Below are 25250 nucleotides of genomic sequence, written 5' to 3'. Positions count from 1 at the left end.
TCGATCTCTGCTTTCCCTTGCACCCGGCGCTCGTTGGGCAGTCATGTAGCCAATGCGCGAAAGCGCGTCGGCAGTTCCGTTTCATCCGTTCCCCTTCATTTATTTATTCTAGGAGCTCGACCATGAGCAACCTCGGCAATCTCACGTCCAAAGTCATGTTGGCTTCGATCTCGATCTCCGTATGGGGTGCGCGCCGTTTCGACGGCAAAGTCACTTCGGAGATTGAAGAAGCCCATCGTGCCAAAGGCATCGGTCGTTTCAACAAACGCCTTCTGCCGGACCACTGCCCAAGCTACAAGAAAGTTCAGGCGATCGCTAACCGCTTTCGTGCGCATTTTTATAACAACACGCTCGAGTACGAGCAACGTGGCTCGCGCCTGCTTCCGACGCGCGTCTACATGGCGCTCGCCGACCGCGCTCGCGGCTACAAGAATGAGTTTGATCGTGCCGTGTCGATCTTCATGACCGACTATCAGAACTTGAAGGATCAGGCCCGCATCGAACTCAATGGTCTCTTCAACGAAGATGACTATCCGAGTGCAGCGCAGCTGAACACGAAGTTCGCGATGAAGATGTCGGTGTTGCCGTTTCCCGATGCCAGCCAATTCGGCATCGACGTGCCGCCCGACGTGCTTGCTGAAATCCGGCACGACATCGACGAGCATGTGCGGCGTTCGGTCGAACTCGCAAACCGTGATCTGATCGGCCGTCTCTACGAGGCCGTGAAGAACATGGCTGAGCGGCTGGGGTCAGCCAACACCGTGCGCATCGACGTGGCCACACAGGTCAAGGAGATGTGCGCGTTGCTCCCGCAGTTGAACTTCACAGACGATCCGATGCTCACGCATGTACTCGATCAAGCGCGCAAGCACCTGGCGGTGCATTCGGGAGTCGATCTCAAAGAGTCACCGGTGCTGCGATCGCAGGTAGCAGAAAAGGCGACCGAGATCGAGCATCTGATGGCGTCGTTCATGGGGGGGGGACCCCGCATCGCCTTCGGCGCGGACGGCGGAGAACTACCAACTCAAGCTCATCGCTGCGTGAGGTGACCATGGATCCGCGAATCACCAAGGCACGCACCGACCTGATTTTCGCCGAGCCTTTTTTCGGCGTGTTGGCGCTGCGTCTGGAAGTGGTCGAGGATCGTTCCTGCAGGACGTTCTGGGTGGATGGGGTGAGTCTGGGCTACAACCCGGACTTCCTCGCCACCTTAGACCCATTCAAGCTTCGCGGCGTGCTCGCCCATGAAGTCATGCACGTGGCCAATGGCCATTGCTGGCGCATGGGTGAGCGCGACCCGAAGCGTTGGAACGATGCCGCCGACTATTCGATCAACCCGATTGTGTTGGAAGCAGGTTTCGAACTCCCGGCTGGGGTGTTGGTCGACAAGAGGTTCGCCGGTATGTCGGCCGAAGCAATCTACGCCGAGTTGCGACACGACGACGCGCAAAAGCAAGCGAGCCACGCGAAGCCGCAACCCGATGCGCAATCGGGCCAAGGTTCGTCGCAAGTAACTCAGCCTGGTTCGGCGAATCGCAGTCGAAGTCCGTCGACGATGCCCGGTCAGTCGCCAGCCAACGATACACCGGGCGGACCATGCGGCGAGGTGCGCCCATGTCCTGCCGAAAATCCCGCAAAGGTCGAGGCAGAGTGGAAGGTGGCTGTTCTACAGGCGGCTCGCGCGGCGAAGTTGGCCGGCAAGTTGACCGGCGGTCTGGAAGCTGCTGCGCATGCGGCGGCCGAATCGGTGGTCGATTGGCGGGCGGCGCTGCACCAGTTCGCCACTGACCGCGCGAACACGGACTACAGCTGGACGCTGCCCAATCGCCGGTACGTTGCCGCGGGGCTGTACCTTCCCGCGCCAAACGAACCTTCGTTGGGTGACGCCGTGTTTGTCCGCGATTCTAGTGGCTCGGTATTCGATGAGACACAGAGGCAGTTCGCAGGCGAGATCATCTCGATGTTCGACTGCCTTAAGCCGCGGCGCCTCATCGTGCTCGACTGCGACACGCAGGTAAAGCAGGTGCAGATTTTCGAGCATGGCGATCATGTTGACCTGCTTCCGGTGCGGGGCGGAGGCGCTACACGCTTCGACGATCCGTTTAAGTGGCTCGAACGCGAGGAGATTCGACCTGAGTTCGTCGTGTACCTGACGGACTTGGATGGCACCTTTCCCGATGATGCACCCGACTACCCGGTACTTTGGGTGTCCACTCGCGAGTTGCGCCGCGTGAAAGCTCGGCCGTCATTCGGCGAGTGCATCGAAGTGATTGCCTGACGATCTCCGTTGCTCCGAGCCCGACCTTCATGGTCGGGCTTTTTTTTAGATAAGACATCGGAAAACGACCGCTTACCGGAAATAACCGCTGAACGTGTTTAGACACATGGATGAAGATCGTCTCGCGTCAACATGAGACCTGAAATGCTGCAAAATTTTCGCGTCTTATAGACCGCACTCTCGCGTCGGCGCGCGAAACAATGCCCGGCATGAGCGCCATACTTGAACACGTCGAGTCCGATCGCGTAGATCGAACTCGGGCACCCGACCCCAATCACTCGGACAACTCGAGTGCGGTGCGGCCCATTTCCGACAAAGCGCCGATTTTCGACGACCCGCTGCGCGTACGACCCCTGGAAGAAAGCGCGGTGTCGCTGTTTTTCGATTCGCTCAGCACGCTACGCGAGGAATTGGATTCGCCCAATACGTCGGAAGTGATGATCAACCGTTTCGACAACATCTTTGTCGAGCAGCGTGGGCATCTTCGACGCTTAGATAAGACACTTGATCCGCGCAAGCTTGAAGGTGCGATCTACGCGCTGGCTTCGTCGGTCGACAAGTCGGCGAAACGCGGAACCGCCTCGGGCGTTATTAACGCTGGCCACGCAAACCTTCGGATCGCAGCCGTAATGACGCCCACGGCCATCGACGGCCACGCCTTGAGCATCCGTCGCTTTAGCGACGATAAGCTCAAGCTGAGCGACTACGTCGCAAATGGCGCGTTTTCGCGGGCCATGGCGCGCGATGATTCCCAGGATCTCGCAATCTTTCGAGGTGACGAAGAAGATGCCGCGCTCGCGGACGCGCTTGGACGCCTCGTTCGCGCGCGCAAAAACATCCTTATCTCCGGTGGCACTTCCACTGGCAAAACCACCTTCCTGAATTCGCTCGGCTGTGAAGTCCCGGACGACGAGCGGGTCATCACGATCGAAGACACCAAAGAGCTTCAACTGGAATTGCCCAATTTGGTGCGTCTGCTTTCCAATGAAGACAAGCACGTCACTCCCCAGTTGCTCGTAAAACTGTGTCTGCGCTTCCGGCCCGATCGCATCGTCGTTGGGGAAGTCCGCGGCGGGGAAGCGTACGACTTCATCCAAGCGCTCTCTACGGGTCACGACGGCGGAATGGGCTCAATCCACTCCAACGACGCCCGCGGCGGCCTCATGCGACTTGAAACACTCGCGATGCTCGGAATCCCACCGGGATCGGGATGGACGCTGACCTATATGCGTAAGGTCATCGCCGACTGCTTCGACTACGTCATCCAGCTCCGTCGCACTGGCGGCAAGCGCCACGTATCCGAGATCGTCGAGATCAAAGGCTACAAGGATGACGACTACATCCTCCATCGTCACTTTTAAGGAAGCGCCATGCAACAGTATTTCAAGATTTACTCCATTCGTGACGCGGTGCGCGTGGCGGTTGCGTTGTCGCTTGCGACCGTGTGCGCCACGCCGGCGTTTGCGGTGGGCAGCATCACTGATATCACCAGTGTTGTAGATGTGATCTGCATGATCAGCAACCTCATCTCGGGGCCGTTCCTCTACGGAATCGGGGTGGTCCTTATTATTCTCGGTGCCGTCGCCATCGCGAACTCCGAATCCACCATCGGGAAATTTATTTCGGTCGGCCTCATGGGGATCGGCCTTGCTTCGGCGGCGATTCCAATCATGAAGAACCACATGGGCATCGCTGCCGCCTGCTAAATGCGTAAGCACAAAGTCAGTCGTTCGCTGTCCCTGCCCAGAACAATGGGGGGGGCGGACCGATTTCTCGCGATCCTGAACGGCACCATGACGGCGCTCCTGTGCTACTCGAGCATGAGCCCTTGGTTCTTCGCTGTGGGGTTCGCGTCGCACATCTTTCTGCGCTGGGTCACGCAGAAGGATCCGTGGTGGCGTCAGATTCTGATCGTCTATAACCGGTACGGCGACTCCTACGAGCCCGACGCTAGCCTTCCGAGTTCGCAGCGCTACAAGCGCCCCTACGGATTTGATTCTGACCTCTCATGCTGAACCTCCGTTTCAAAAGCAAAGCCAAGGCCACCGGACAAAGACGTCCAGTCCACGAAATGGCACCGTGGGCGACACCGTTCACGCCTGAGCTCGTACTCGACAAAGACGGATCGCTTCTGACCGTCTACGAATTTACAGGCGTTGACGCCGATGACCCCCGCGGCGACGAAGGGACAACGGCTCGCTACGATCTCGATCGCGCCTGCAAAAGCTTCGACAACCGTGTCACAGCATGGTGGCGTGTGTCGAAGCGCCGTGTCCACGACTATATCGACGGCGATTTCGCGGCCGAAAGCGACCGGAGAATCGATGAGCTGAATCGCCGGGCGATGTCGAGCGGGAAGTACTTCCGAAACGCGCATTCTGTGGCACTCGCGTTTACGCCCGAGACGGGGCTCGACAAAATATTCGACAAGGTGGCATATCACGTCACCGTTGGCGGCAAGTCGCTTCCGAAGGCACTGTTCGAGACCGCCAAGGATGTCGTGTTTGCGCGCAGCGCGTATGCATTTGACTTGGAACGCACGCGAGCCGACGTCAAGCGCTTCGAGTCGATGTTGGACGCGTTCAAGGGCGGCATGTCACGCCTAAGATTTTCGCGGCTCAAGATGCAGGACTTGATGGTGCACCTGCATCAGACGGCGAACCCATCTGTTCCCAAGCGTCGGATTCGGTTTCCGGTGACGCTGCTCGACACCCATCTGACAGAGTCCGAGGTCACCCCCGGCGCGAGCAAACTCCTTTTCGAATCGGCTCATGGGTCTCGCTATGCCGCGATCATCGCCGTCAAGGAGTGGCTCGGCTTTAGCGAGGCGTCACTGGACGTGCTCAACGCCGTCGACGCCGAGATGGATATCTGCGTGATGTATCGCTTTCTCGACAACGTAAAGTCCAGCGCATACGTTGAGAAGATCCGCCGGTTCTACAAAATGGCGTCCTTCAATCTATGGGCGATTGTGAAGGCTTTCGTCGCCAAAGAGGAACAGAAGAATGACAAGGGTCGTGAGCAACTCGCGACCGAGGCCGAAGAAGCGTTGAGCAAGATCACCGCCGACGGCCAGCAGCACGGTTGGGTCAATGTTTCCATCGTCGTGTACGGCGACACCGAAGTCGAATGCGACGAGGCGGTAAAAGAAGTCGTCGGAGCAATCTCCAACGCCGGCTTTGGTGCTGTACAGGAGAAGGTGAACCTGTTCGCGGCGTGGGCAAGCACGCTCCCGGGGCAATGGAAAGAACAGAAACGGTTGCAGTTCGTGGAGACCCCGGTTGTCTCCGACATCGCGCCACTACTTACCGTTGGCGCCGGTCCGATATCGAATGCCTGGCTCACGCAACAATCTGGACAAGCGCAGCCTCCGCTTACGTGCCTGCCTACGCGTCACCGCACACAACAGCGCGTTGATTTGCATCACCCCGGTGGCAAAGGTCACCTTTTGGTGCTGGGCCCGATCGGCGCAGGTAAGTCGATTTTCCTAAACTTTCTGATGTCGCAGGCCGGTCGCCACAACCCGCGGCGCATTCGTTTCGACAAGGGTCGCTCGACCCGAATCCCGACTGTTATGGCTGGCGGTCAATTCATCGACGTGACGGGCAAATACAAGGCTGCCACGCGCGTGAATCCATTGAGTCTCCTCGCTGATCCACGACATCACGGGTATCTCGCCGACTGGATTCAACTCGCGATCGAGGGCGAGGGCGACTACGCGCTTGAGCCGGCACAGGAGACGCAAGTCTTTGAGCGGGTACAGCTACTGGCGGGGTATGGGCGCGAAAAATGGACTCTGACCTTCCTGTCGACGCTTCTCGACGCCGAGCTGCGCGAGCGGCTTCAGGTGTGGACGCGGGGCGGCAAAAATGGTCAGTTCTTCGACAACACAGATGACGCGTTCGAGATGACCGACGACCTGTCGATCGAGATGGGCGAACTATTCGATCACCATCCGCAGGCCGCAGCGCTCTTTATGGACTTGGCCTTCTATCGGATCACGGACTGGCTCGACGGGCGTTACACGATTATCGAGGTCGAAGAGGCAGGCTTCTTTTTCTTGAATCCGAAGTTCTACCAACGCCTCGAGGTCTGGGCGGTCACCATTCGTAAATCGAATGCTGTACTCGCCATGGCGACGCAATCGTTGGCCCAGGTGGCCCGTATCGCGAACTTCGAGGTTCTGAAAGAAAACATCCCGAACATCATTTATTTGCCCAACAAGGATGCGCGTATCAACACGAAGTTGTATGCAGATACCTTCGGCTTGACCCAGACGCAGATCCAGATGATCAGCGACGCCGTCCCCAACCGCGACTATCTGCTCGTCACGCCGACGATGACCCGGATGCTCCAGGTCACGTTCGACAAGGAGACGTTGGCCTATCTGCGCTCCGATGGCTTCGCTCAAAACGCATTCGATCGGCACTTCGAATCCGGTGTGCCGGAGTGGCGCGATAACTATGTTCGCGAAATGCTCGCCCAACACTAAAGGACATTGCCATGTTACTGAATCGCACTCTGACAACCGCCCTGTGCGCAATTGGCGCGACGCTCGCAGTGAACTGCGCTCATGCCAACATGCCGGTCATTGACGTTTCGAATCTCGCCCAGAATCTTGTCACCGCGATGACGTCCGTTTCAAACGAAACGACGCAAGACACCAACCTCATATATCAATACAAGATGATGGGGAACCAGTTGTTGCAGGGCACGAAGCTCGCGGACGTCGCAACGGCCGGTCAGCTTGCAGAGATCAACTCGGACATGTCAAAGATGACGCAGTACGCGACTGTCATGAGCCAGGTCTATGACGGCTTGCAGAGCAACGGCCAGTACGTCACCAAGGTTCAGACGCTCGTCAATCAATCTGGCAAGACACCCGATCAGTGGTTTTCCGATCAAAGTACGTTGTTGAAGACTGGGGACAAGAACGCGACTCAACTGTTCCAGCAGGGCACGGACATTCAGAAGCACATGCAAGATCTTGCGCAGCGTCGACAACAGATTCAAAACCAATTGAATCTCTCGCCGACTCAGCAAGCCACAGCGCAGCTGACGACGCACATGCTTGACGTCGTCGCAAGCCAGCAATCCGACATGCTGCAGTTGATGGCCACGAGCGCCCAACAGCAGGCCTCGAAGCAGACTGCACAGAATGCCGAAGACGAACAGAATATCGCCGCCCAGCAGGCGATCGCGAAGAAACGGCAGGCAGAAACAAACGCCCTTATGCCCTTGCTAGGAAAATGACGATGAGCCGATCGACCATCTTCCGGCTAGTTCTCGTATTGTTTACCGCGCTCGCTTTCGTTCGTCCGGCGATGGCCGATACGGACGACAGTACTTCGGCGCTGATTAAAAGCATGCTGGCGAGCGGTGCCTCGGCCGCAGCGCCAACCGGACCTGCGGCGGGTACAACGGGCGCCGCCATTGGTCAGTCGGCGTCCGACCTCTCTAAGCTGTTTGGCAGCGTCCTCACGTCAGCCGCGACGCTGAGCCAGAAAGTACGGCCTGAGAGCGACAAGCTCATTTTCGGTCTCGGGGTCATCACGATCGTATTGGCGGCCATTCGATTCTCGGCCACGCATAACCCCATTTCCGCCTGGGTCGATCTCATCGAGGAGTTGGTGACGCTCTCGCTATTTTGCTCCTGCTATTTGGCGTACACGTCTGTCGGCCCAGCCATCATCAGTTGGTTCCAAACTCTTGCCAACGATATCGGTGGGGGCAGCGTCGATCTCGGAGTCAACATCGCGAAGCTGTCCGGTAGCTTCTATGACGCGATGGTCGCTGAATACCATTCACGAAATATTTTTCAGATCGGATCGACTATCGTCGATACGCTTCTGCTGGGCCTTGCCTTCGCTGTGCTCTGCGTTGCTTCGGTCGTCTTTACTTTTTTCACGAACATGGGGCGGCTCCAGGGCGCTATTGGCATCGTCGTTGGCCCGATCGCGCTCGCTCTCGGCGCGTCCGCCTATACGCGCGGCTATTTCAAGACGTGGTTGGACTATCTCATTAGTGCGGGGATGTATTTCGTCGTCGCAGCGGCGATGACGCAGCTCGCGTTCCAGGGTGTCATTACAGACCTCCAGACATGGACGAACGCTGGCACGACGACCAATATATCCGGCGGCTATGCGCTCAGCATGAGCCTCTACATTCTGCTGATGTCGTTCGAAATACCGTCCATCGCCAAGTCGATCTTCGGTGGCGGCGCGGGCGCGGGAAGCGCTGGCATCAGGACAGTAGCTTCGGCGGCGAAGGGCGCGGCGGGCTTGGTAGGCTGAGATCATGAGTGTACCTAGCGAACATCGTGGTGCGCCGGCGTTCGAGCTGTTGAGCGAGCATCACAAACGAATCGAGCTGATCAAACAAACGGCCAACGAGGGCAAGCAAGAGGACTTTGATCGCCGATGGTATTCAGTGCTCACGCGCTGTGCCGATTGGTTTTCAACGATGCCGCTTCGCCCTGACCAGCATGCGGAGCCGGGTGGAGCCTTTCGCGCAACCGTCGAGCTTGCCTACTACGCGATGAGACTCGCCGGCGGGCAGAAGTTCGGTGCCGATTTGCCCTCAGAAAAGCGCAGACGAGCTGAGCCGCAATACATATACGCACTGTTTTTGGCGTCGGTATGTTCGTGGCTCGATGAACCTTATAGGCACTTTCGGTTTTCGCGCGTTTCAGACCCCTTCGAGTGGAGTCCCGCGGCGCACGGCCCGTTCGCTGTTTGGCTCGCTGGTGATTCGTACCGCGTATATCGGCGCGACGTAGCGCTACCCGTTGAGCGCATGCGTACGGCTGTACTTGCGCAAACCGTCGTCGGGTCGCAATTGCTCGGGGATTTAGATGGTCCGATTCTCACCGAGCTATTCGGCGCAATAAACCCGGAGGTAACCCCCCAGGGAACCGAGTCGCTCGTGCACAAGGTAGTACGAAACGCCATGGGCGTTGCGCAGGAATTCGAGCGCAAGGCGGTTCATCGTAATTTCTCGCCCGTCAAGTTCGAGGTTCCCTCAGCGGTACAGGTGGCACTGGCGGTAGAGCCAGTGATCGTACAGACTTCCGTGTCAGCACCGGACGGGGCGATTGCTCCGATCTCGGGCGTGGACGTTGCTCGCAACGCCACGGGCGCGAACGATGTTCAACGGACCGCCGCGACTATCGACGTCGCGCAATCGACGCTTCCGTTTGATGAAGCGGCTTCGCCGTCTCCCGCGCCGACCGTGGCGCCTGCCGGGCCGGTGGTCACCGCGGCCCAAATAGCTGCATCAAAATCGCTGGCGCCAATTGAGACCGGAAAGGCCGAGTTCGATCGAGTGCTCGCAGGAGCACCGAACATGCTTCGCGATTTCTTCCGGGCGCTTGCCGAGGACGTTGAGGCGGGAAAGGCGAAAGTCGAATGGCATGGCACAGCGCTCGTTCTCTCGAAAAAGATTGTTGGGAGCTACGGCGTCACGGCTGACACGCTTGTGAACATTCTTAAGCAGCAGTCGCTTCTATTCAAAGGGCAGGGAGCCGACATCTTTTTAACTGAAGCCGCTGGAAACCTGATCCTTCCTCGTTAGCCATGTATCACGTTAATCACTTTCGCAAGATCTACGAGGCACGGTCCGCCGCCATCGCCGCAGCCGCTGCCATAGCTTTGCCGCTGAGCAGAATGCCGAGTTGGTGGGTCTTTAGCCTCGTGTGCCTAGCTCTTGTTGTCTATCGCGGCTCACAAACTTATCGGGCGTTGGCTTTCCGGATCGCGATCTCAACGAAGTGGCTATCAAAGATCCGCGTCGAGGTTCTTCTCGAAACACGGACAGCGATGAAGCAATCCCTCGACTCGATGTACCTGGGCACCGGCTTTGAATGGACGCAGAAGCATACGCAGATTGCCCACGATGTACTGCGCATGCCATCCACCGAGATCCCGCATTTACCAAAGTGGATCGGCGCGGCCGCGACCACCAAAATCGAGCAGTTCTTCGCGCCAGCGAACAGCATCCCTGATCCCATGCCCCAAGGGTCATCGTGGATCCACGGGATGGAGCCGAAGAAGACACGGGTGCCTCTGCATTACAAGGCACTTGGCGGGCACACGGCCGTGGGGGGTACGACAGGTGCCGGCAAGACGCTGACGTACAACGTGATCTCGACACAGGTTATTCACGATCCGAATTCGATATTGATTATTGTTGATCCGAAGAACGATCGCGGCTGGATGGAGCGCGTGAAAAGAGAATGTGAGCGTGCGGGTCGAAAGTTCTTGTACTTCAAGCAGTCCGCGCCTTCCGAATCGATCCGCCTCAACCCGCTCGAAAGCTGGAGCCAGCCATCTGAAATTCCGAGCCGTGTCGCTCAACTGATGGAGGAAGGCCCGTTTCGTGACTTCGCATTTCTGTTCATCGATCGCGCGGTCAAGGGTGAGTTGTTCGTCGGGGACAAGCCCAACCTGCGCTCCATCCTGAAGTACGCGCAAGGCGGTGTTGGTGCGTTACTCGAGCGGTGTCTTCGGAAGTTCTTCCCCGCCAGCGGAATGGCGAACTGGGAAGAGGAAAAGCAGACTTTCTTGAACAAAGAAGCTCAACGGGGAGGTGCGACGGTCCTCGACGCAATGGTGTCGCTCTATTCGGCGCGCTTCGCGGCGGTCGATCGAGGGAACGAAGTCATTGACGGCCTGGTTGCCACACACACGCATGATCGTGATCACTACACTCGCGTGATTGCGTCTGTGATGCCGCTGCTCCAGATGCTTGCCACCGGCGAAACCGGTCTCATGCTGGCGCCGAAAGCCGACGACTTCGATGATGACCGGGAGATCTGGGACATCGACAAGGTGATACGGCAGAGAGCCGTGTTGTACGTTGGTACCGATTCGATGTCCAACGCGATGGTGGCCAAGTCGATCAACTCGATGCTTCTGTCCGACGTTGCGGCCGTGGCTGGCGCGATTTACAACTTTTACGACAAGCCGCCGGAAGTAGTCCTTATCATCGACGAAGTCGCCGAGGCGATCAACGAGCAGGTAATTCAGATTCTGAACAAAGGGCGCGGCGCTGGCTTTAGAGCGTTCGTTGCGTTTCAGACGCGGTCTGACCTCGAAGCGAAACTCGGTAACGCAGCGAAAATGATGCAGGTATTGGGGAATCTGAACAACCAGATCGTCCTAAGATTGGAAGACACCGACACAGCCCAGTGGTTTTCGGATAAGGCCGGAGAGACCGCAATCCGGAATCTGATCACGTCGACCAGCACAAGCACAGCGACAGAATCACACGCGATGGAGTTCGGCGGCACAGTGTCCAGGTCCATGCAACTGGAGAAGGTGCCCTTGATCCCAGTAGAGCTGATCCAAAAGTTGCCGAACCTACAGTACTTCATGCGCGTCTCGGGTGGGTCGGTTTGGCAAGGACGAATTCCAATCATCGAAGGTTAATAGAACATGGCGAACGCCGAAGTATTCCAGCGAGTGGCACGAGAGCACAAACTGTCGTCCAAGCTCAACCCAATCTTCACTCGATTCCCGGAGCTCGAAGACTGTTGCGAGCGGGTAGCCGCTTTCATCGGCGACAAGTTCGTGGGCGACGAGAAGCCATTGGTGCTTGAGATGCTCGAGACCGGTATCAGCGCGTACAAGCGAGCGAAGAAAGAAGGAAAGGAAAATCTCGCATTCATGCAGGCTCTGTTCGAGCGGTCCGATCGGTTGTACGCGAAACGCTTCATTGCTGTACGAGGCGAGACGATCAAGGTCTGGTATCCGATGGTCGAATCGCTACCTGATTTCGAGCAACGCCATTCTACGTACAAGATTGAGACGCTCGACGAACCTTGCATCGAGCGCATCACGAAACGCACCGCCGCGTGTCAGCTTGCCGCGCGAGCCTTGCGCGGTGAGATGTTTCGCCTCTACTTCGAGGACTACGATGTCGCTCACTACAGCGCTGATTAGCAGGCTCGGACGCGTCGACAGCGAACTTGCCCGACGCGCCTGGAATCTCGCAACGTCGAGTGATAGCGACGAAGAGCCCGTGCCCACCGGATTTCAACACGGAGCAGGAGCAAGGTGTCTTGCTTTGTCGCGTGTGATTCAGCGATCTCCCGTCCGCATGTGTCTATGCCTGTTAGGCATTGCGGCCGCTCCGGCCTTCATTCTTTTTCGCTTGCTAGGCTGATATGGCCAGTCGATTCGCCAGTCATTTGAAACTATGGTTCTTCGTCGTGCCTCTGCTCACCGTGGCGATTTTGCCGGCCATACCCGACGACGGCTTGTTCAACATCGGGGCGCCCGAGACTCAATCGGCCTCGATCGCGCTCGGTGCGGATCGAGCCAACGAAGCAATGACCGTGACCAATCGGCATTTCCGAACCTGGTTCATCGACACCGGCTACGTCGGCAAGTCCTTCGCCGGGATCGCCAGCAACGAATTCGAGCGGCATGCGGACGCCGGTGTGTCTGAACTCGGCGCCACCTGGGTCAAACATTTGTGGCTGTTGGTATTCCGCGCGTTGTATCGATTGAACGTCTTGTCGGCGTGGATGTGTGGGCTATGCATCTTCGCTGGCGCAATGTGGATGGACGGTGCAGCGCGGCGGAAAATCAAAGCATCGGCGGCGGGGTACTCCAGCCCGCTTTCGTTCCACGTCGCGTGGCACGGATTGTTTCTGGCGACGGGAGCGCTGATATGGCTCTTGCTTGCGCCCGTGCCGCTCATATTCAATTTCGCGTCTCTTTTCGTGGCTTTGTTTGGGGCTCTGATCTGGAAGGCGGCGGAATCCTATCGCTCAACGGGAACGTGACCCGATTTACGACATGGCTTCGACTGGAACCCGGTAATAGGCCCAAATATCGCCGTCTTACCCGGAATGCACTCGATACATGTTAAGAGTTTGCGGCGCACGACGACCAGACGCAGCGATAACGCGCTATCAATCTTCGCCTTTTGTCACCCTTGATGGCATCGCCCATCGGCACGATAACGTCATGCCAGGTTCAAACAGTTTATTAACGCGCGAGGTATAAGAATGGCACAGACCAGTGAAGTCATTGGAATCGATCCGACGCTTTCCAACGTTGAACCCGTGACGGCATCGGCCGTGGAGACCGACGACGAGCAAGAGCTGGGTAAGGAGCTCGCTCGGATCGAGGCAGACTCCGAGCGGCTCGCGGGCGAAGGGGTATTTTCTCAAACCGATCTACGCACGCAGAGGGCAGAAGTGGAGCGTACGCGCAAATACTTCCGCGAGCTGCCCCGCGAAGAGCGCAATCGCATCCTGCGAGACCGTCGCGAGTTCGCGCGCAAGCTCGTTACGCGTCAGCTGTCGGGCGCCTCCGTCGTGCCGGTCGAACTGACGCTCAATCACACGCGCATGGGGCCCTTGTTTGAACTCTGCTGGCCGTACATCAATCGTATGAGCCTGAACCTCGAGCGCTTCGGCCGCGAGACGTTCGGCCGCGACGAAACCGGCGCGGTTAAGGATTGGTTCGAAAAGACACTGTTGAAGCTCGAAGAGTACGTCGACGAGCAACTGCGGGTCGCCCACGCCTTTGCCGACAAGCGAGAGACTGAAATGAAGGCCGCCGGTGAGATGGTGTTTCGTCCAAGCATCCCGCGGGCCGCGATGCAAGTGAACGTGGAAGCGTATACCCGCTACGCCATGCGCGTGTTGTCGGTGATCATCAAGTTCGACCAGACGATGGACCATTTCGATTTCATGGTCTGGAATGGCATTCGAGATCAGGCCGATGTCGATACCGAGGTCGTACGTTTTCTTCGGATGATCCAGCCACTCAGCGTGCGCGGTTACACAACCCACGTTCGCCTGATGCGCACGATCAACGACATTCGTCACTAACGAGGGCTGTGCATGCTCGACGAGCTCAACGCCCAGCAAAGGGAAGTGGTCGAGACGCAAGGGCATTGCGAAGCCATTGCGTGCCCGGGTGCCGGCAAGACGAAGACCATCGCTACCAAGGCTGCGCTGCTTCTCGGTCAACGAGATCGCTACGTCGGCGCTGTCACTTTCAGTAAGGATGCCGCGCTCGAGCTCCGTGCACGTATCCTGACGCTATCAGGCGATAGCGGCAAACGGCGGCTGGTCGCCAGCACGTTCCATTCGTTGGCATTCAAGCAGATCCGTGCCGACCGCTCGCAACAAAGCGATGTTGCTAGCGAGGGAGATCGGCAAGGCTTGTTAGCCGGGGTATTGCAGGATCTCGATATCGATTGGACTGTCGAGGACGCGACGGCGTTGATCGAGAAAATCAAGACGAATTTCGGAAAGGTCGATCGCGGCACACCGGAAGCCAGCCTGTACGCCGCCTATCAAGATGCGCTGATGCGCAATGGCAAGCTCGATTTTCAAGACATGCTGCGGCTGGCGGTGGAGGGGATGGAAACTGGGCGAGTTAAGCCGTATCCATTCACCGATCTGCTCGTTGACGAATTCCAGGATACGGATCCCCTGCAATATCGTTGGGTGCAACTGCATGCGGAGGCGGGCGCGACCGTTACGATCGTTGGCGACGACGACCAGAGCATTTATGGGTTTCGATCGGCGCTCGGTTATCGTGGCATGCAGTCGTTTGCGGCCGAGTTCAATGCGCAACAGATCGTGCTCGGGAGCAACTATCGATGCCGCAGCGAGATACTGACCGCGGCCGATACGGTAATCCGAAAGAACGTCGAGCGCATTCCGAAGGTGCTTCACGCGGCGAAGGGCGCCGGCGGCCATATTAGCGCAAGCCGATTTCAAGACGAATACGCCGAAGCGGTGGCGGCAGTCGAAGAGCTCGCGCCACACCTCGCGCGCGGAGCGAGTGCCGCGATTCTCGCACGCACGAACCGCATCCTGGACCCAATCGAGGCCGTGTGTCGCTCGCACGGCGTGCCGTATTTCCGCGCCTCCGGGTATTCCATCCTCAACCGTCCCGAGGGCGCTGTGATGTGTAACCTCCTCGCGGTCATCCAGGGGGCCAAGACCAACGGACTCGATAACGTACTCGCATTCTGCGGGGTGAGCACGCGCGACCTTCGACTTCTCCATTCGAAGATGGGAGCGAGCCTCGAGCAGCAAACGAAGGCCAATCTCATCGACTTGGGCCTCGCTGAGGCCACAGCCACCGGCTATCGCGACTTCATGAAGCGGATGGGAGAATGGAAAGCATTGTGCGCGCGCCAGTTCTACAGCTTGATCCTCGACGGGGTGGTGGAGTGGTTGTCCAAGTTCGCGAACAAGGATGCGGCCGAGCGCGCAATCCGCGGGACGTATGACGTGCTGTCTCGATTGTCCGGATCGTTCACCGAGCGGATCGAGTTTCTCAGGCAGGACAACAACGAGCCCGTCGACGGCGCGCTGGTCCTCACAACAATGCACGGATCGAAGGGCCTCGAATGGGATCACGTCTGGATCGCGCGCGCCGAGGAGGCCGTTGTGCCAGATGAGAAGAGCCCCGAATCAGAAGAGAGGCGTCTTTTCTATGTTGCGATGACGCGCGCGCGTGAATCGCTGATGGTCACGATGACCAAGCGCAATCCTATTTCGCGGTTCGCGCTGGAGGCCGGTCTCTCAATTAAGTGACGGGCGCGGTGGAGAAAGCTTAGGGGGCCTCGCGCCCCCCTTTTTTTATCCAGTCCCGCGATCAGCCTGCTGTATCCGCCGGCATTTGTCGCAACACGTGTACCTGTGCTGATTTGGATTGATCGTCAGCAGCAGGCGATCGTTCGTGTTGCGCGTCATCGGCGGCGCCGGCTGCAACGAGCGGGATCGGGCGGCCGCGGAAGATCTTTCCATCGAGCGAGACGTTCGGTCCGAGCCGAATCGTGCCCTCGTAGTAGATGTCGCCGCGCACTTGGCCGTTGATCTCGAGACTGAAGCGTGAGTGCACGTTGCCTTGTACGTTTCCATCGATCCGAACGTGGTCGCCCTGAATCGGGCCGCGCACGAGGCCGGTGTCTCCGACGTGAAGCAGACCGGATGTGGACACGATCGAGCCTTCGATAAGACCGAAACTCGATATTCCGTGGTCCAAAAATAGATCGCCGTGCACGGCAAGGCCGTGGTTGATGACGGAGAACTTTGCGGTTTGCTTGGTCACGACTCCCCCTCTTAGAAGATATTCACTTCGGTCGCGGCGCTAGCGGCGCCCGCTCGGTCTGCCGGCGCTTCAGCGTTGTGGCCGTTCGGGTCGCGCGCAGCAACTGCAGGCGACGGGCTTGCATGGTTTGCAATGTGTTTCGTGACCCCGGGGGCGCTTTGAACCGCTACTTTCTTCGGGGCGGACGACACTACGGGTAAAGGTGCTTCAGCGCGAGCCGTAGCGTCCAGCGAAGCGACGGGTGGCGTGGACGACTGGCCGCCCGCAGGTTGCTGGTTTTCGCTCGCTCGCGCGTTGACTCGCTCCAATACCGGGGCTCTCACTGGACTCGCGAACGCGGCGCCACCGGTTTGAGCGGGTCTCGACGCGGGGGCCGGCTCGCGCCCGGCCGGCGGCACGCTCGCAAAGTTGCTCAGGGCAGCTGAATCGAAGGTCAACTGCGGAGTCTGTCGGCCGCTTGCGCTGACCTGGGGAGCCGTCGGCGAAGCTGCGCTGACCGGAGGTGAGCCGGACTCATTCGCCGGCGCGGCCGCGTGTTCCGGTGCGGTAATGACAGTGGCAGACGCCGGGCGGGCCGTCGGTGTCGTGGGAATGCGGGGAACCGGAACCACTGGAGCCGGAGACTGATGTCCCCAGCCGCCGAAATGGGCTGCGCCGATGCCTGCGGCCGCGCTCACGAGCACCAATGCCACTGCGCTGCCCGCAAAAATTGCACTCCTTCGGACGCGTTGCGATAGATGACCAGATGTCACGGCAGGCGGTGTGAGCGCCGGGTGCGCGGATGTCATCTCGATCGTGACGGGGCCGTGAGTAAACTGCTCGTGAAGGCGCTGCAGATCGCGCAAAACCATGTGGTCTCCGTTGGGTGTACGGCGCGGTGAGAGGCGGTACGAAGGCGGATCGACTAGCTCGAAGTCTCACCGATCAACTGTCCATCGTTGGTAAATTTGGACGGATCGGGCTCGCATAGTCGCCGGATCCGCAAGAATCTTCGCTCAGCGGCAGCGAGGGCTCTCTCGCGGTCGGTATTCAGGATTGATCGCTGAAGCAGGGCGAAGGTGGTATCGGCGAAGAGCTTGTCGTAGCTCGTCATCAGTCGCATGAGTCGACCGCAGTTGGGGTGCGTAACTTCAAGCGGAAACCTATCTGAGACCAGATGCATCATGATCTTTGGATGCTCCGAGATCCACGCATCAGCCGCTTTGAACCACGTTTCGGCTTCCCGAAACGCATTGTCGAGGGCCTTGACCTTTCCACGCCTCGCCACTGTGAACTTCGCGGCGCAGAACGACCAATGTGCCTTGATGAATCCCCGAACGAACTTCGAGTGGTAGGACATCTCATGGATATCCGCTGAGTTCGGGATGATCTTCGCTAAGCGCGCATCGCCCGTGAGTCGGTCAATCGGCTTCAAAATCGGCTTTTCGCCGGGTCGATCGGGGAACGGAATCACCCCGCCTTCCTCACGATGATCTGCCCCGTCGGAGGGTGGCTTACGCTCTGTTGAATCGGGAGTCGGGGTCGCGCCATCCTTACCCCGACGTTTGCTGTCGTCTGGGTCCGGATTGTCGTCTTTTGGGTCGGGCAACGCACTCATAACGTCGGTTTTCTGATGATCTCTCACCGGACATTGTGTGTGCGCTGGCGCACGTTGCGCGTCCGAAAGCTATATGGTTTTTGCGAGCTTATCGAGTTTGCATGCGCGTGCGGTCAGGCATACTGGCATCACTTTCAGCGTCTCTGACGCATCGACCTTGACTCCCTTGCGGAGTCCACCCCTGTAGAAGTCGTGCCTTGCGCATGCTCCGACCGATTGGCTATCGGTGTGGATATCTTGTCTCGAGTGGAATCGCCATCTGCTCCCCATTTCAGCCGTGAAACTCGCTGACCTCGGCGCACCTTGTGTGCTGCCTTTGCTCGGCCTTGCTCGAACTTCGGTTCCGATGATCTCTCTCTAGATCGACCGGAGTAGAGCAAGTGAAGTTGGCTGACCCGTGATCCTGCGGCGGATGTATTTCCGACAATGGGCTAGAGCGCGGCGTGACCATGCCGCGTGAGGACGACTTTGCGTCCTCATATGAGCCGGCAGATTGCTACTGTGCTCCCTGGTCCGTCATGTTCCCTTCGGGGGACATGACGGTCAGGTTTCTCTTGAAACCAAGCTCGTACCCGCAAGGGACGAGTTTTTTTTGTTTCCACTTCCTGAGATCTTCGTCATGACCCAACTTAACCGGATCGATTTGTTGGTCGTAGACGCTATTCGGACGACCCTCATGCATCGTCGAGAGTCCGCAGATAGCCAATCCCCCCAGTGGCGAGCCTTGTGCGAAGCCGCGTATGTCGCAGCACTCACGGAGCCGCAACGCTCCGACTATCTCTCTCTTGTCTCGGCGCACCGAGGCCACGATATTGCCGAGTCGTTAGCATCTGACGCAGCAAAAATCGGGTTCGACGTGATCGCCTACCTGAAAAGGAATTCACACGATGAATGCAGTCGCCGACCTGGCGGGCTTGACCCCGCGCAGCATCATTGAGGAACGCTCTCCACGTCCTCCCGTGATCGGCAAGATCCGACTTGGCACGCAAGTGCTCAGTCGTGAAGCAAGCCGAAACACCAAAGCTGTCTCGCTCTACAACGAGATGCTAAGCCGCGAAGAGTCGTTCGACTCGATCTCGCAAGCGATCACTTCGCAATGCAACATCCGAAATCCCCTTGCTCAAAAGAACACGCCGCACTTCATCTGCCGGCGCTCGGACTTTAACAATCCGGACGTAGCCGACGAGATCCTTCGTCTCTATGGCGAAGATCATGGTGACGGGCGAAAGCTCTGGAAATTCGACGCGATCTTCGCGTTCGATGACTGGCTGCGCAACGTACCCAACGAGCTAGCCGTCTGGCTCGCATCCGGCCGGGCGTTCTTCTCCGAGTACGACGAGTCCGGTACGCGATATTGCAAGCGACCCGCGAAGCCGGAGCTGGATCAACGCTCCAAACGCGCGAAGCGAACGTTCGGTGGGCGTACGATCGAAATTCGTCGGGATGACGATATTCCGGATGGTGTCTGTGAGCCGTTGAACTGTCCACAATATCAGTCCAACGTCTGCAACATGACCGCAAGCTTCTTCTTCGTTGTGCCGGAGATCAAAGGGCTTGGTTTGATTGAGATGCCGACCCGATCAATCTACGCCGTGATCAAGGCACGCGCCGCTCTCGAAACAGTTGCCAGTGCGCGCGGCGGCAAGATTGCCGGCACCCGGTTCACAGTTCAGAAGCACAACATCGAGATCTCGCGCATCAAGGACGGTATGCCTACGCGGCAGATGCAATGGATACCGATTTTGGACTCGAAAATCGACCTCGGTGCGCTGCTGGAGCGTCGCGAGCAGGACGGCACGGCGTTGGAGCGCGCAAACAGTGTAGTAGCGGCGCTGACTTCGCCTGCGAAGACTCCTCCGTCGTCGGCCGAAGGTTCTCCGAGTCCCGCGGACGTGACCGGTACGGATCAAGCGCCAAACAGGGCTGCGGAAACCGGGCTCCAGAATTCGGGGGTGCCGCCGCAGGAGGTCTCGATTGACGAGCTGCGTACGCAGGGTAACGTACTGCTGGCGAGTCTTTGCAAAGCTGCACCACGGGTCGAAAGCCTCTGGGGCAAGTACGCGATCGGGAAATACGGCAAGGGTTGGACGAAGCGGTTGGAGTCGATGCTCGATGCGGTCGCCGACTTGCAGGCCGCGCTTTCATGCCCCGAGGATTTCGTTCGGACGCTCGAAGCCGGCCAACCGTAGTTGATAACGAGTTCTGAAGTGAAGTGACCCCACGGGGTCGCTTCGCTTTCGATTTGAGAGTTTTTCAGCAAGCACGGCTTGCTCAAACGCTTTCGTCCGCGCATAAGCGCATCGAAACCCTGATTGTCCGATCCCGGATGATCCATCCCTTCCATTCGCCTTGGAGACCATCCGATGCGCAGAATTGGCGACTTCACCGCCTTTTTCGGTGCGGACGATGCGTTGAGCAATTGGCACATCGCACCGTTCAGCTATCACGACGTCAAATTCAACTGCGTCGAGCAATTCATGATGTATTCGAAGGCGATGCTTTTTCACGATTTGGACACTGCTGCAAAAATTTTGCAGTTTCCGAGTCCAGCATCGCAAAAGGCGCTCGGGCGAGCCGTTCGCGGATTCAACGACGATGTTTGGGTTGAGAAGCGAGAGTCGATCGTGTTCGTCGGTTGCCGCGAGAAGTTCGCGCAACATCGCGATCTGAAAATGATCTTAATGGGCACCGCGCCGACAACCATTGTCGAGGCGAGTCCCTATGACCGTCTGTGGGGTATCGGCCTCAATGACCGCGATCCTCGGCTGACGGACCCAACGAAATGGCGGGGTAAGAACCTGCTTGGCGTAACCCTCATGCGCGTGCGCGACTATTTTTCGCGAGCGTGACATTTTTCTTGTGCTCTTCCGAGCATCACCCACTTCGGCTGCCCCACGGCAGCCGATTTTCGTTTACGGAGGCGGTCTTTGAAAATCGCTCACTTTTCCGATTTGCACTACTCTCAAAACAACGCACTGGAGGCGGATCGGTGCTTTTCATTCGCTGTGCAAGATACGGTCCGACGCGCGTCGGCGAATCTCGCAGTAATCTCCGGTGATTCTACCGATCACCGGCTTGATGCAAACGCGTGTTCGCTGCATTTGTTGGCATCGAACGTTCACACGCTCGCGCATCAAATGCCAGTGCTGATGCTTCAAGGAACGTTCTCCCATGAGCCGCCGGGCACGCTCGACAACTTCACGTTGATGGGCGCGCCGTATCCGGTGTATGTCGCCGATCGCATTCATCAAGTTGCGTTGCACGGTGATGTCTTTCGGCCATCAGCGGGTGCGCTGTTTTCTCCCGAGGAGATCGAGTTGCTGCGCGATCTCGAGGTCGATGTCGTGTTCACTTGCGTACCCACGGTGAACAAGGCGGCACTTGCGGCCGCCGTCGGCGTTGATGCAGCCGCAACAGAGCTGGGTGAACACCTCGCGCTGTATCTTTCAGCAGCCGGTGCGGTGAACATGATCTTCCGAGGCGCGGGAATTCCGACCGTCGGTGTATCACACGGCACGGTTCATGGCTGCCAGACCGAACACGGCGTGCCCATGATCGGCTTCGATCACGAGTTCACCGTCGGCAGTCTCTTCGACGCGCAGTGTGATGCGTTCATGCTCGGCCACATCCACAAGTCGCAACGGTGGACCAGGGAGGGGCGGACCATTGCCTACGCGGGGTCGATCGGCCGGTTTCACTACGGCGAAGAGGGTGAGAAGGGCTACCTTCTTTGGGATGTTGAGGCAGGTTGTGCGACTGCACAGCAGATCGCGACGCCGGCACGAATCACCATCAGCGTTGATTTCAACGGACCTCCGGATATGGAGCGTCTGGAAGCGATCGCTCGCGACTCGACGGACAAATTCGTACGTGTTCGTTGGCAAGTGGATGAGGAGCATCGGCAGCTGGTCGATCGGAGCGCCATCGCGGCTTTGTTCGCGCACGCGGCTGAATTGAAGCTCGAGCCTCGCATCCTCCCCTCCGTACGCAGTCGTGCCGCTGGCATTAGCAACGCCGACACACTTGGTGAGAAGTTGTCTCGATGGGCAACACTGACCGAGACGCCAGCGCCGCCCTTGCAGGATCGCCTCGCGTTGCTTGAGTCGGCCGACATCGATCAAATCGTTGCAAGCGTGTTGGCTTCGCTCACTACGACTCCGTCTGAAGCTTCGCCTGCGGTCGCTGTTGCCTCTGCCGAGCCCGACATCACCTCGGAGCCGGCATGGCTCTGGAGCGGTTCCTTGTTTGACGACGACTTCGGCACGCCTCAGGCGGCCTAAGTCACTTTCTTTTTTTCCCTTGCGGGATGCTCCCGCAAGAGGGGCATTCCGCGTTCAATTCGGAGTGTCATCATGTTCTATCCCGTAGGCTCGCGCTATACGCGCGCCGTTGCGAACTCGTCGGATGTCTCGGCAGTTCGTGCATTGCTGTGTAAAGACTACGACTGCGCCGCCGGCATGCTGGCTCAGCCCTTCGGGGAAGGGCGTGGCCGAGTCCTGGCGCAGCGGAGCCACATGCTCGTGCTGTCCTTTGGCGACGAAGCAGATTTGATCGTCGTGCCGACGCAGGAGATTCAAAACCTGCTGTGGTCGTTTTCGAATGGCTACGCGGCCCAATGGAGTACGCCTGAATTGCGGGCGCTCACCGGCTGCGAACGTTGGGATGACGTTCTCCAACTGGCTGGGCGTGAGCTCGACGCGCTTGCGACGGATCTTGCAAGAGCCATCGCGGGAAAGGGTAAGGAATTGCCTTCCGTCGCTCCGAACGAATTCACGGGCGACGTGATGGAATTGCCGTCGGACTACCTGTACAGCATGGATTTGGAGGGCGAGTCATGCGTCCACTGAAGCTTTCGTTGACGGGGTTTCACGGTGTTCGCGACGGCATGAAACGCGATTCGATCGACATCGATCTTTCGGGGTTACCAACCGGCCTGATCGCGATCAAAGGACCGAACGGTTCGGGCAAGACGACGCTGATGGACAACCTCCATCCGTACCCGATCATGCCGTCTCACACATCGAAGCTGTCCGTCGATGCGTTCTCCTACTGGGACCACCTATGTGCCCCGCAGGCTTCGAAAGAGCTTGAATGGGAGCATGAGGGCACTTGGTACCGCAGCGCGTTCGCATTCCGTAACTCGGGCAAGACTCGCAAAGCCGAGTATTACCTGTTCGAGGTCCGAGCGGACGGGACTAACGCGCCTGTACGCACGGTCGACGGGGTTGAATCGGACGGCAAAGCTGAGACGTACATGCGATGCCTGACCGAAGTCCTCGGTTCGGCGGAGTCGTTCTTTACCAGCCAGTTCGCGGCGCAAAATCGCCGGCCGCTGTCGTCGTACTCCGCAGGCGAGATCAAGAAGCTGCTCGCGGAATTGCTCGGCATCGACCACATACGCGAACTGTCCGCCAAGGCATCGGCGGTCGCAAAAGGTCTGTCGGCTGCGCTGGATGTCGCTCAAACCACGGTTTTGCATCTCACGTCAAAGCACGATGCGATGTCGGTTCTGGCGACGGATATCGTTCAGCTCACAACGTCGCTGGCCAACGCGCGCATTACTCGCGAGAGTACGCGTGAGGCGTTGGCAAAGTATGAGCAAGCGCGCGCGACCCTGCTGGCCAGGAAGTCGGCCGGTGCTGCGACAGAAGCGCGCATTCGCGAGCTGCGTCAACGAGAGTTTGACCTCGTGAAGCAAAGCGACGTGCTCAAGGCTGACGGGATCGAAGCGATGAAGCGAGTGGGTGCGCGGCGCCGTGATCTGCAGGCTGCGATTGCTACGCAAAAGGGCGTGCTCGCACAACGCGCGACGATCGAGGCGGCAGTAGCACGTTGCATGACGCTCGAGGTCGACGTCGTTCGCTTGCAGGGCGTGCACGCGCAGGCTCAAGACGCGCTTGAAAAACTTCAACCGCTCGTTGCCAAGCACGCTGCGGCATCTGCCGAACTCGTCGGGATGACGAAGGATGGCGAAACGAAGGCGACGTTGCTTCACAACCTTCGTGCACAGGCTGCTGTTGTCAGCCAGGTGCCGTGCCAAGGTCATGAGATGCATGAACGTTGTCCGTTGCTCAGGCAAGGTCTGGAAGCCGATGCAAAAGCCAAAGAGCAGGTTGTGTTGCTCGACGAACTTCGCGCTAGTTTCCGTGCCAAGCGAGCCGCGGTCGATGAGTTTGGCGCGCAGGTTGCGGGTGTCGGGGCCGCAAAGCGTGCCGTCGTTGAGGCGAAGGCCGCTGTTGACAAAGCGCAAGCTGAACTCAAGAGCGCAATCGAGTTGGCTGCGCGCAAAGGCACGCTTGATGCCGCGACCCAAGCGCTCACGCGTCATGAAGCCGATGCTCAGGCACTCGAGCAAGACGAACTGGCGCGAGTGGCCAAGGCTGATGCAAATGCCAAGGTCATCGACACGCAGATCACTGTCATCAGCAACGAGCTGCAAACGCTCGCTGCTGATGACGTCGTGGGTCCGCTTTCCGCTGTCGAGGGCGCGATCGCAACTGCGCGCGAAGCCCTCAATCGCTTGGACGGCCAGATCGAGACACTGATCCGGCAACAAAGCGCGAAAGAAGCTGACCACGCGAATGCGGCCAAAGAACTCGTTGGATTGCCGGATGCTCGCTTGCGCGCGCAAACGCTATCCGACGAGATTGCGCAGTGGAAGCTGCTCGCGAAGGCCCTTGGGAATGACGGAATCATCGCGCTTTCGATCGACGACGCGGGTCCGGCGCTCGCCGGCATCGTCAACGACTTGCTACTTGCCTGCTACGGACCCCGATTCACGATCGAGGTTCGCACGCAGACAGAGACAGCGAAGGGCGACACCCGTGAAGGCTTCGAGATCCTAGTCCATGACGCCGACAACGACAGCACCAAGGAAGTATCGGTGATGTCGGGTGGGCAGAAGGTGTGGATCAACGAATGCTTGACTCGCGGTATCGCTCTGCATCTTGCTCGTCACTCGGGCAAGCGGTTTTCGTCGCTATTTACGGACGAGGCCGACGGGCCGTTGGATCCGGAGCGCAAGCGCCAGTTCATGCGCATGAAGCGTGAAGTGTTGCGCGTCGGTGGTTACGAGCGTGAGTTCTTCATCTCTCAAACGCCGGAGCTTCTCGAGGATGCGGACGCCGTGATTGACGTCACGACTTTCGCGGCTTGATCGATACGTTTCCGCAATCACGGCCTCCGGGTCCTGGTTGCGGGCTTTTCTCTCGGTTGCCATTCCGGCAATCCGTCTATTCTCCTTGTCATCGGAGTTGCGAAATGAAAGCAATTCGCATTGCCGTTTTGT

The 25250-nt window shown here is 58.4% G+C and carries 21 protein-coding genes; 19 read left to right on the top strand and 2 right to left on the bottom strand.

Annotated features, from left to right (window positions below):
• Positions 1-17: 17 nt before the first annotated feature.
• From ACMFWR_RS31020 to ACMFWR_RS30955, 14 genes are all read left to right on the top strand, one after another.
• Positions 18-1049 (top strand): hypothetical protein, encoded by a 1032-nt coding sequence (locus ACMFWR_RS31020; RefSeq protein WP_413197627.1) that lies wholly within the window; start codon positions 18-20, stop codon positions 1047-1049.
• Positions 1050-1051: 2 nt separating this feature from the next.
• Positions 1052-2278: a DUF2201 family putative metallopeptidase gene (locus ACMFWR_RS31015; protein ID WP_413197626.1), complete on the top strand. Its 1227-nt coding sequence runs from the start codon at positions 1052-1054 to the stop codon at positions 2276-2278.
• Between the two features lie 200 nt (positions 2279-2478).
• Entirely contained in the window at positions 2479-3639 is a 1161-nt protein-coding gene (locus tag ACMFWR_RS31010) for a CpaF family protein (protein ID WP_413197625.1), read from the top strand.
• A gap of 9 nt (positions 3640-3648) precedes the next feature.
• Entirely contained in the window at positions 3649-3984 is a 336-nt protein-coding gene (locus ACMFWR_RS31005; RefSeq protein WP_413197624.1) for a TrbC/VirB2 family protein, read from the top strand.
• Positions 3985-4293 carry a VirB3 family type IV secretion system protein gene (locus ACMFWR_RS31000; protein WP_413197623.1) on the top strand — a complete coding sequence of 103 codons (309 nt, stop codon included), beginning with the start codon at positions 3985-3987 and terminating at the stop codon, positions 4291-4293.
• Positions 4287-6770, top strand: coding sequence for a VirB4 family type IV secretion system protein (locus ACMFWR_RS30995; protein WP_413197622.1), 2484 nt, complete (start codon positions 4287-4289; stop codon positions 6768-6770). Before ACMFWR_RS31000 ends, ACMFWR_RS30995 begins: the two co-directional genes overlap by 7 nt.
• 11 nt (positions 6771-6781) lie before the next feature.
• Entirely contained in the window at positions 6782-7531 is a 750-nt protein-coding gene (locus ACMFWR_RS30990) for a type VI secretion protein (protein ID WP_413197621.1), read from the top strand.
• Positions 7532-7533: 2 nt separating this feature from the next.
• A complete protein-coding gene (locus ACMFWR_RS30985) occupies positions 7534-8571 on the top strand; it encodes a type IV secretion system protein (protein ID WP_413197620.1) in 1038 nt (345 codons plus the stop codon).
• A 4-nt stretch (positions 8572-8575) separates the two neighbouring features.
• Complete coding sequence (locus tag ACMFWR_RS30980; RefSeq protein WP_413197619.1) at positions 8576-9850, top strand: TraI domain-containing protein; 1275 nt, start codon at positions 8576-8578, stop codon at positions 9848-9850.
• Between the two features lie 2 nt (positions 9851-9852).
• The gene (gene traD, locus ACMFWR_RS30975) at positions 9853-11706 is read left to right on the top strand and encodes a conjugative transfer system coupling protein TraD (RefSeq protein ID WP_413197618.1); all 1854 of its coding nucleotides are present in this window, start codon (positions 9853-9855) and stop codon (positions 11704-11706) included.
• A gap of 6 nt (positions 11707-11712) precedes the next feature.
• Entirely contained in the window at positions 11713-12219 is a 507-nt protein-coding gene (locus ACMFWR_RS30970) for a hypothetical protein (RefSeq protein ID WP_413197617.1), read from the top strand.
• 224 nt (positions 12220-12443) lie between these two features.
• Positions 12444-13067, top strand: coding sequence for a DUF4400 domain-containing protein (locus ACMFWR_RS30965; protein ID WP_413197616.1), 624 nt, complete (start codon positions 12444-12446; stop codon positions 13065-13067).
• Positions 13068-13292: 225 nt separating this feature from the next.
• On the top strand, positions 13293-14123 hold the full coding sequence (locus ACMFWR_RS30960) for an ATPase (RefSeq protein WP_413197615.1): 831 nt from the start codon (positions 13293-13295) through the stop codon (positions 14121-14123).
• 12 nt (positions 14124-14135) lie between these two features.
• Positions 14136-15848, top strand: a complete 1713-nt coding sequence (locus tag ACMFWR_RS30955; RefSeq protein ID WP_413197614.1) for an ATP-dependent helicase — start codon at positions 14136-14138, stop codon at positions 15846-15848.
• A gap of 61 nt (positions 15849-15909) precedes the next feature.
• Here ACMFWR_RS30955 and ACMFWR_RS30950 read toward each other — a convergent pair whose 3' ends face one another.
• Together ACMFWR_RS30950 and ACMFWR_RS30945 are read right to left on the bottom strand one after the other, a co-directional pair.
• Positions 15910-16365 (bottom strand): bactofilin family protein, encoded by a 456-nt coding sequence (locus ACMFWR_RS30950; RefSeq protein ID WP_413197613.1) that lies wholly within the window; start codon positions 16363-16365, stop codon positions 15910-15912.
• 904 nt (positions 16366-17269) lie between these two features.
• The gene (locus ACMFWR_RS30945; protein ID WP_413197612.1) at positions 17270-17962 is read right to left on the bottom strand and encodes a hypothetical protein; all 693 of its coding nucleotides are present in this window, start codon (positions 17960-17962) and stop codon (positions 17270-17272) included.
• Positions 17963-18849: 887 nt separating this feature from the next.
• On the opposite strand from ACMFWR_RS30945, the gene ACMFWR_RS30940 reads away from it, so the two are divergent.
• From ACMFWR_RS30940 to ACMFWR_RS30920, 5 genes are all read left to right on the top strand, one after another.
• On the top strand, positions 18850-20151 hold the full coding sequence (locus tag ACMFWR_RS30940) for a hypothetical protein (RefSeq protein WP_413197611.1): 1302 nt from the start codon (positions 18850-18852) through the stop codon (positions 20149-20151).
• Between the two features lie 174 nt (positions 20152-20325).
• On the top strand, positions 20326-20811 hold the full coding sequence (locus ACMFWR_RS30935; RefSeq protein WP_413197610.1) for an NADAR family protein: 486 nt from the start codon (positions 20326-20328) through the stop codon (positions 20809-20811).
• 78 nt (positions 20812-20889) lie between these two features.
• Positions 20890-22242 (top strand): metallophosphoesterase family protein, encoded by a 1353-nt coding sequence (locus ACMFWR_RS30930; protein ID WP_413197609.1) that lies wholly within the window; start codon positions 20890-20892, stop codon positions 22240-22242.
• A 72-nt stretch (positions 22243-22314) separates the two neighbouring features.
• Positions 22315-22809 (top strand): hypothetical protein, encoded by a 495-nt coding sequence (locus ACMFWR_RS30925; protein WP_413197608.1) that lies wholly within the window; start codon positions 22315-22317, stop codon positions 22807-22809.
• Positions 22797-25118, top strand: coding sequence for an SMC family ATPase (locus ACMFWR_RS30920; protein ID WP_413197607.1), 2322 nt, complete (start codon positions 22797-22799; stop codon positions 25116-25118). The genes ACMFWR_RS30925 and ACMFWR_RS30920 overlap by 13 nt, the downstream gene beginning before the upstream one ends.
• Positions 25119-25250 lie beyond the last annotated feature (132 nt).

Source organism: Pararobbsia alpina (assembly GCF_965118125.1).
Lineage (GTDB): Bacteria > Pseudomonadota > Gammaproteobacteria > Burkholderiales > Burkholderiaceae > Pararobbsia > Pararobbsia alpina_A.
This window is presented reverse-complemented; position numbering and strand designations above follow the sequence as displayed.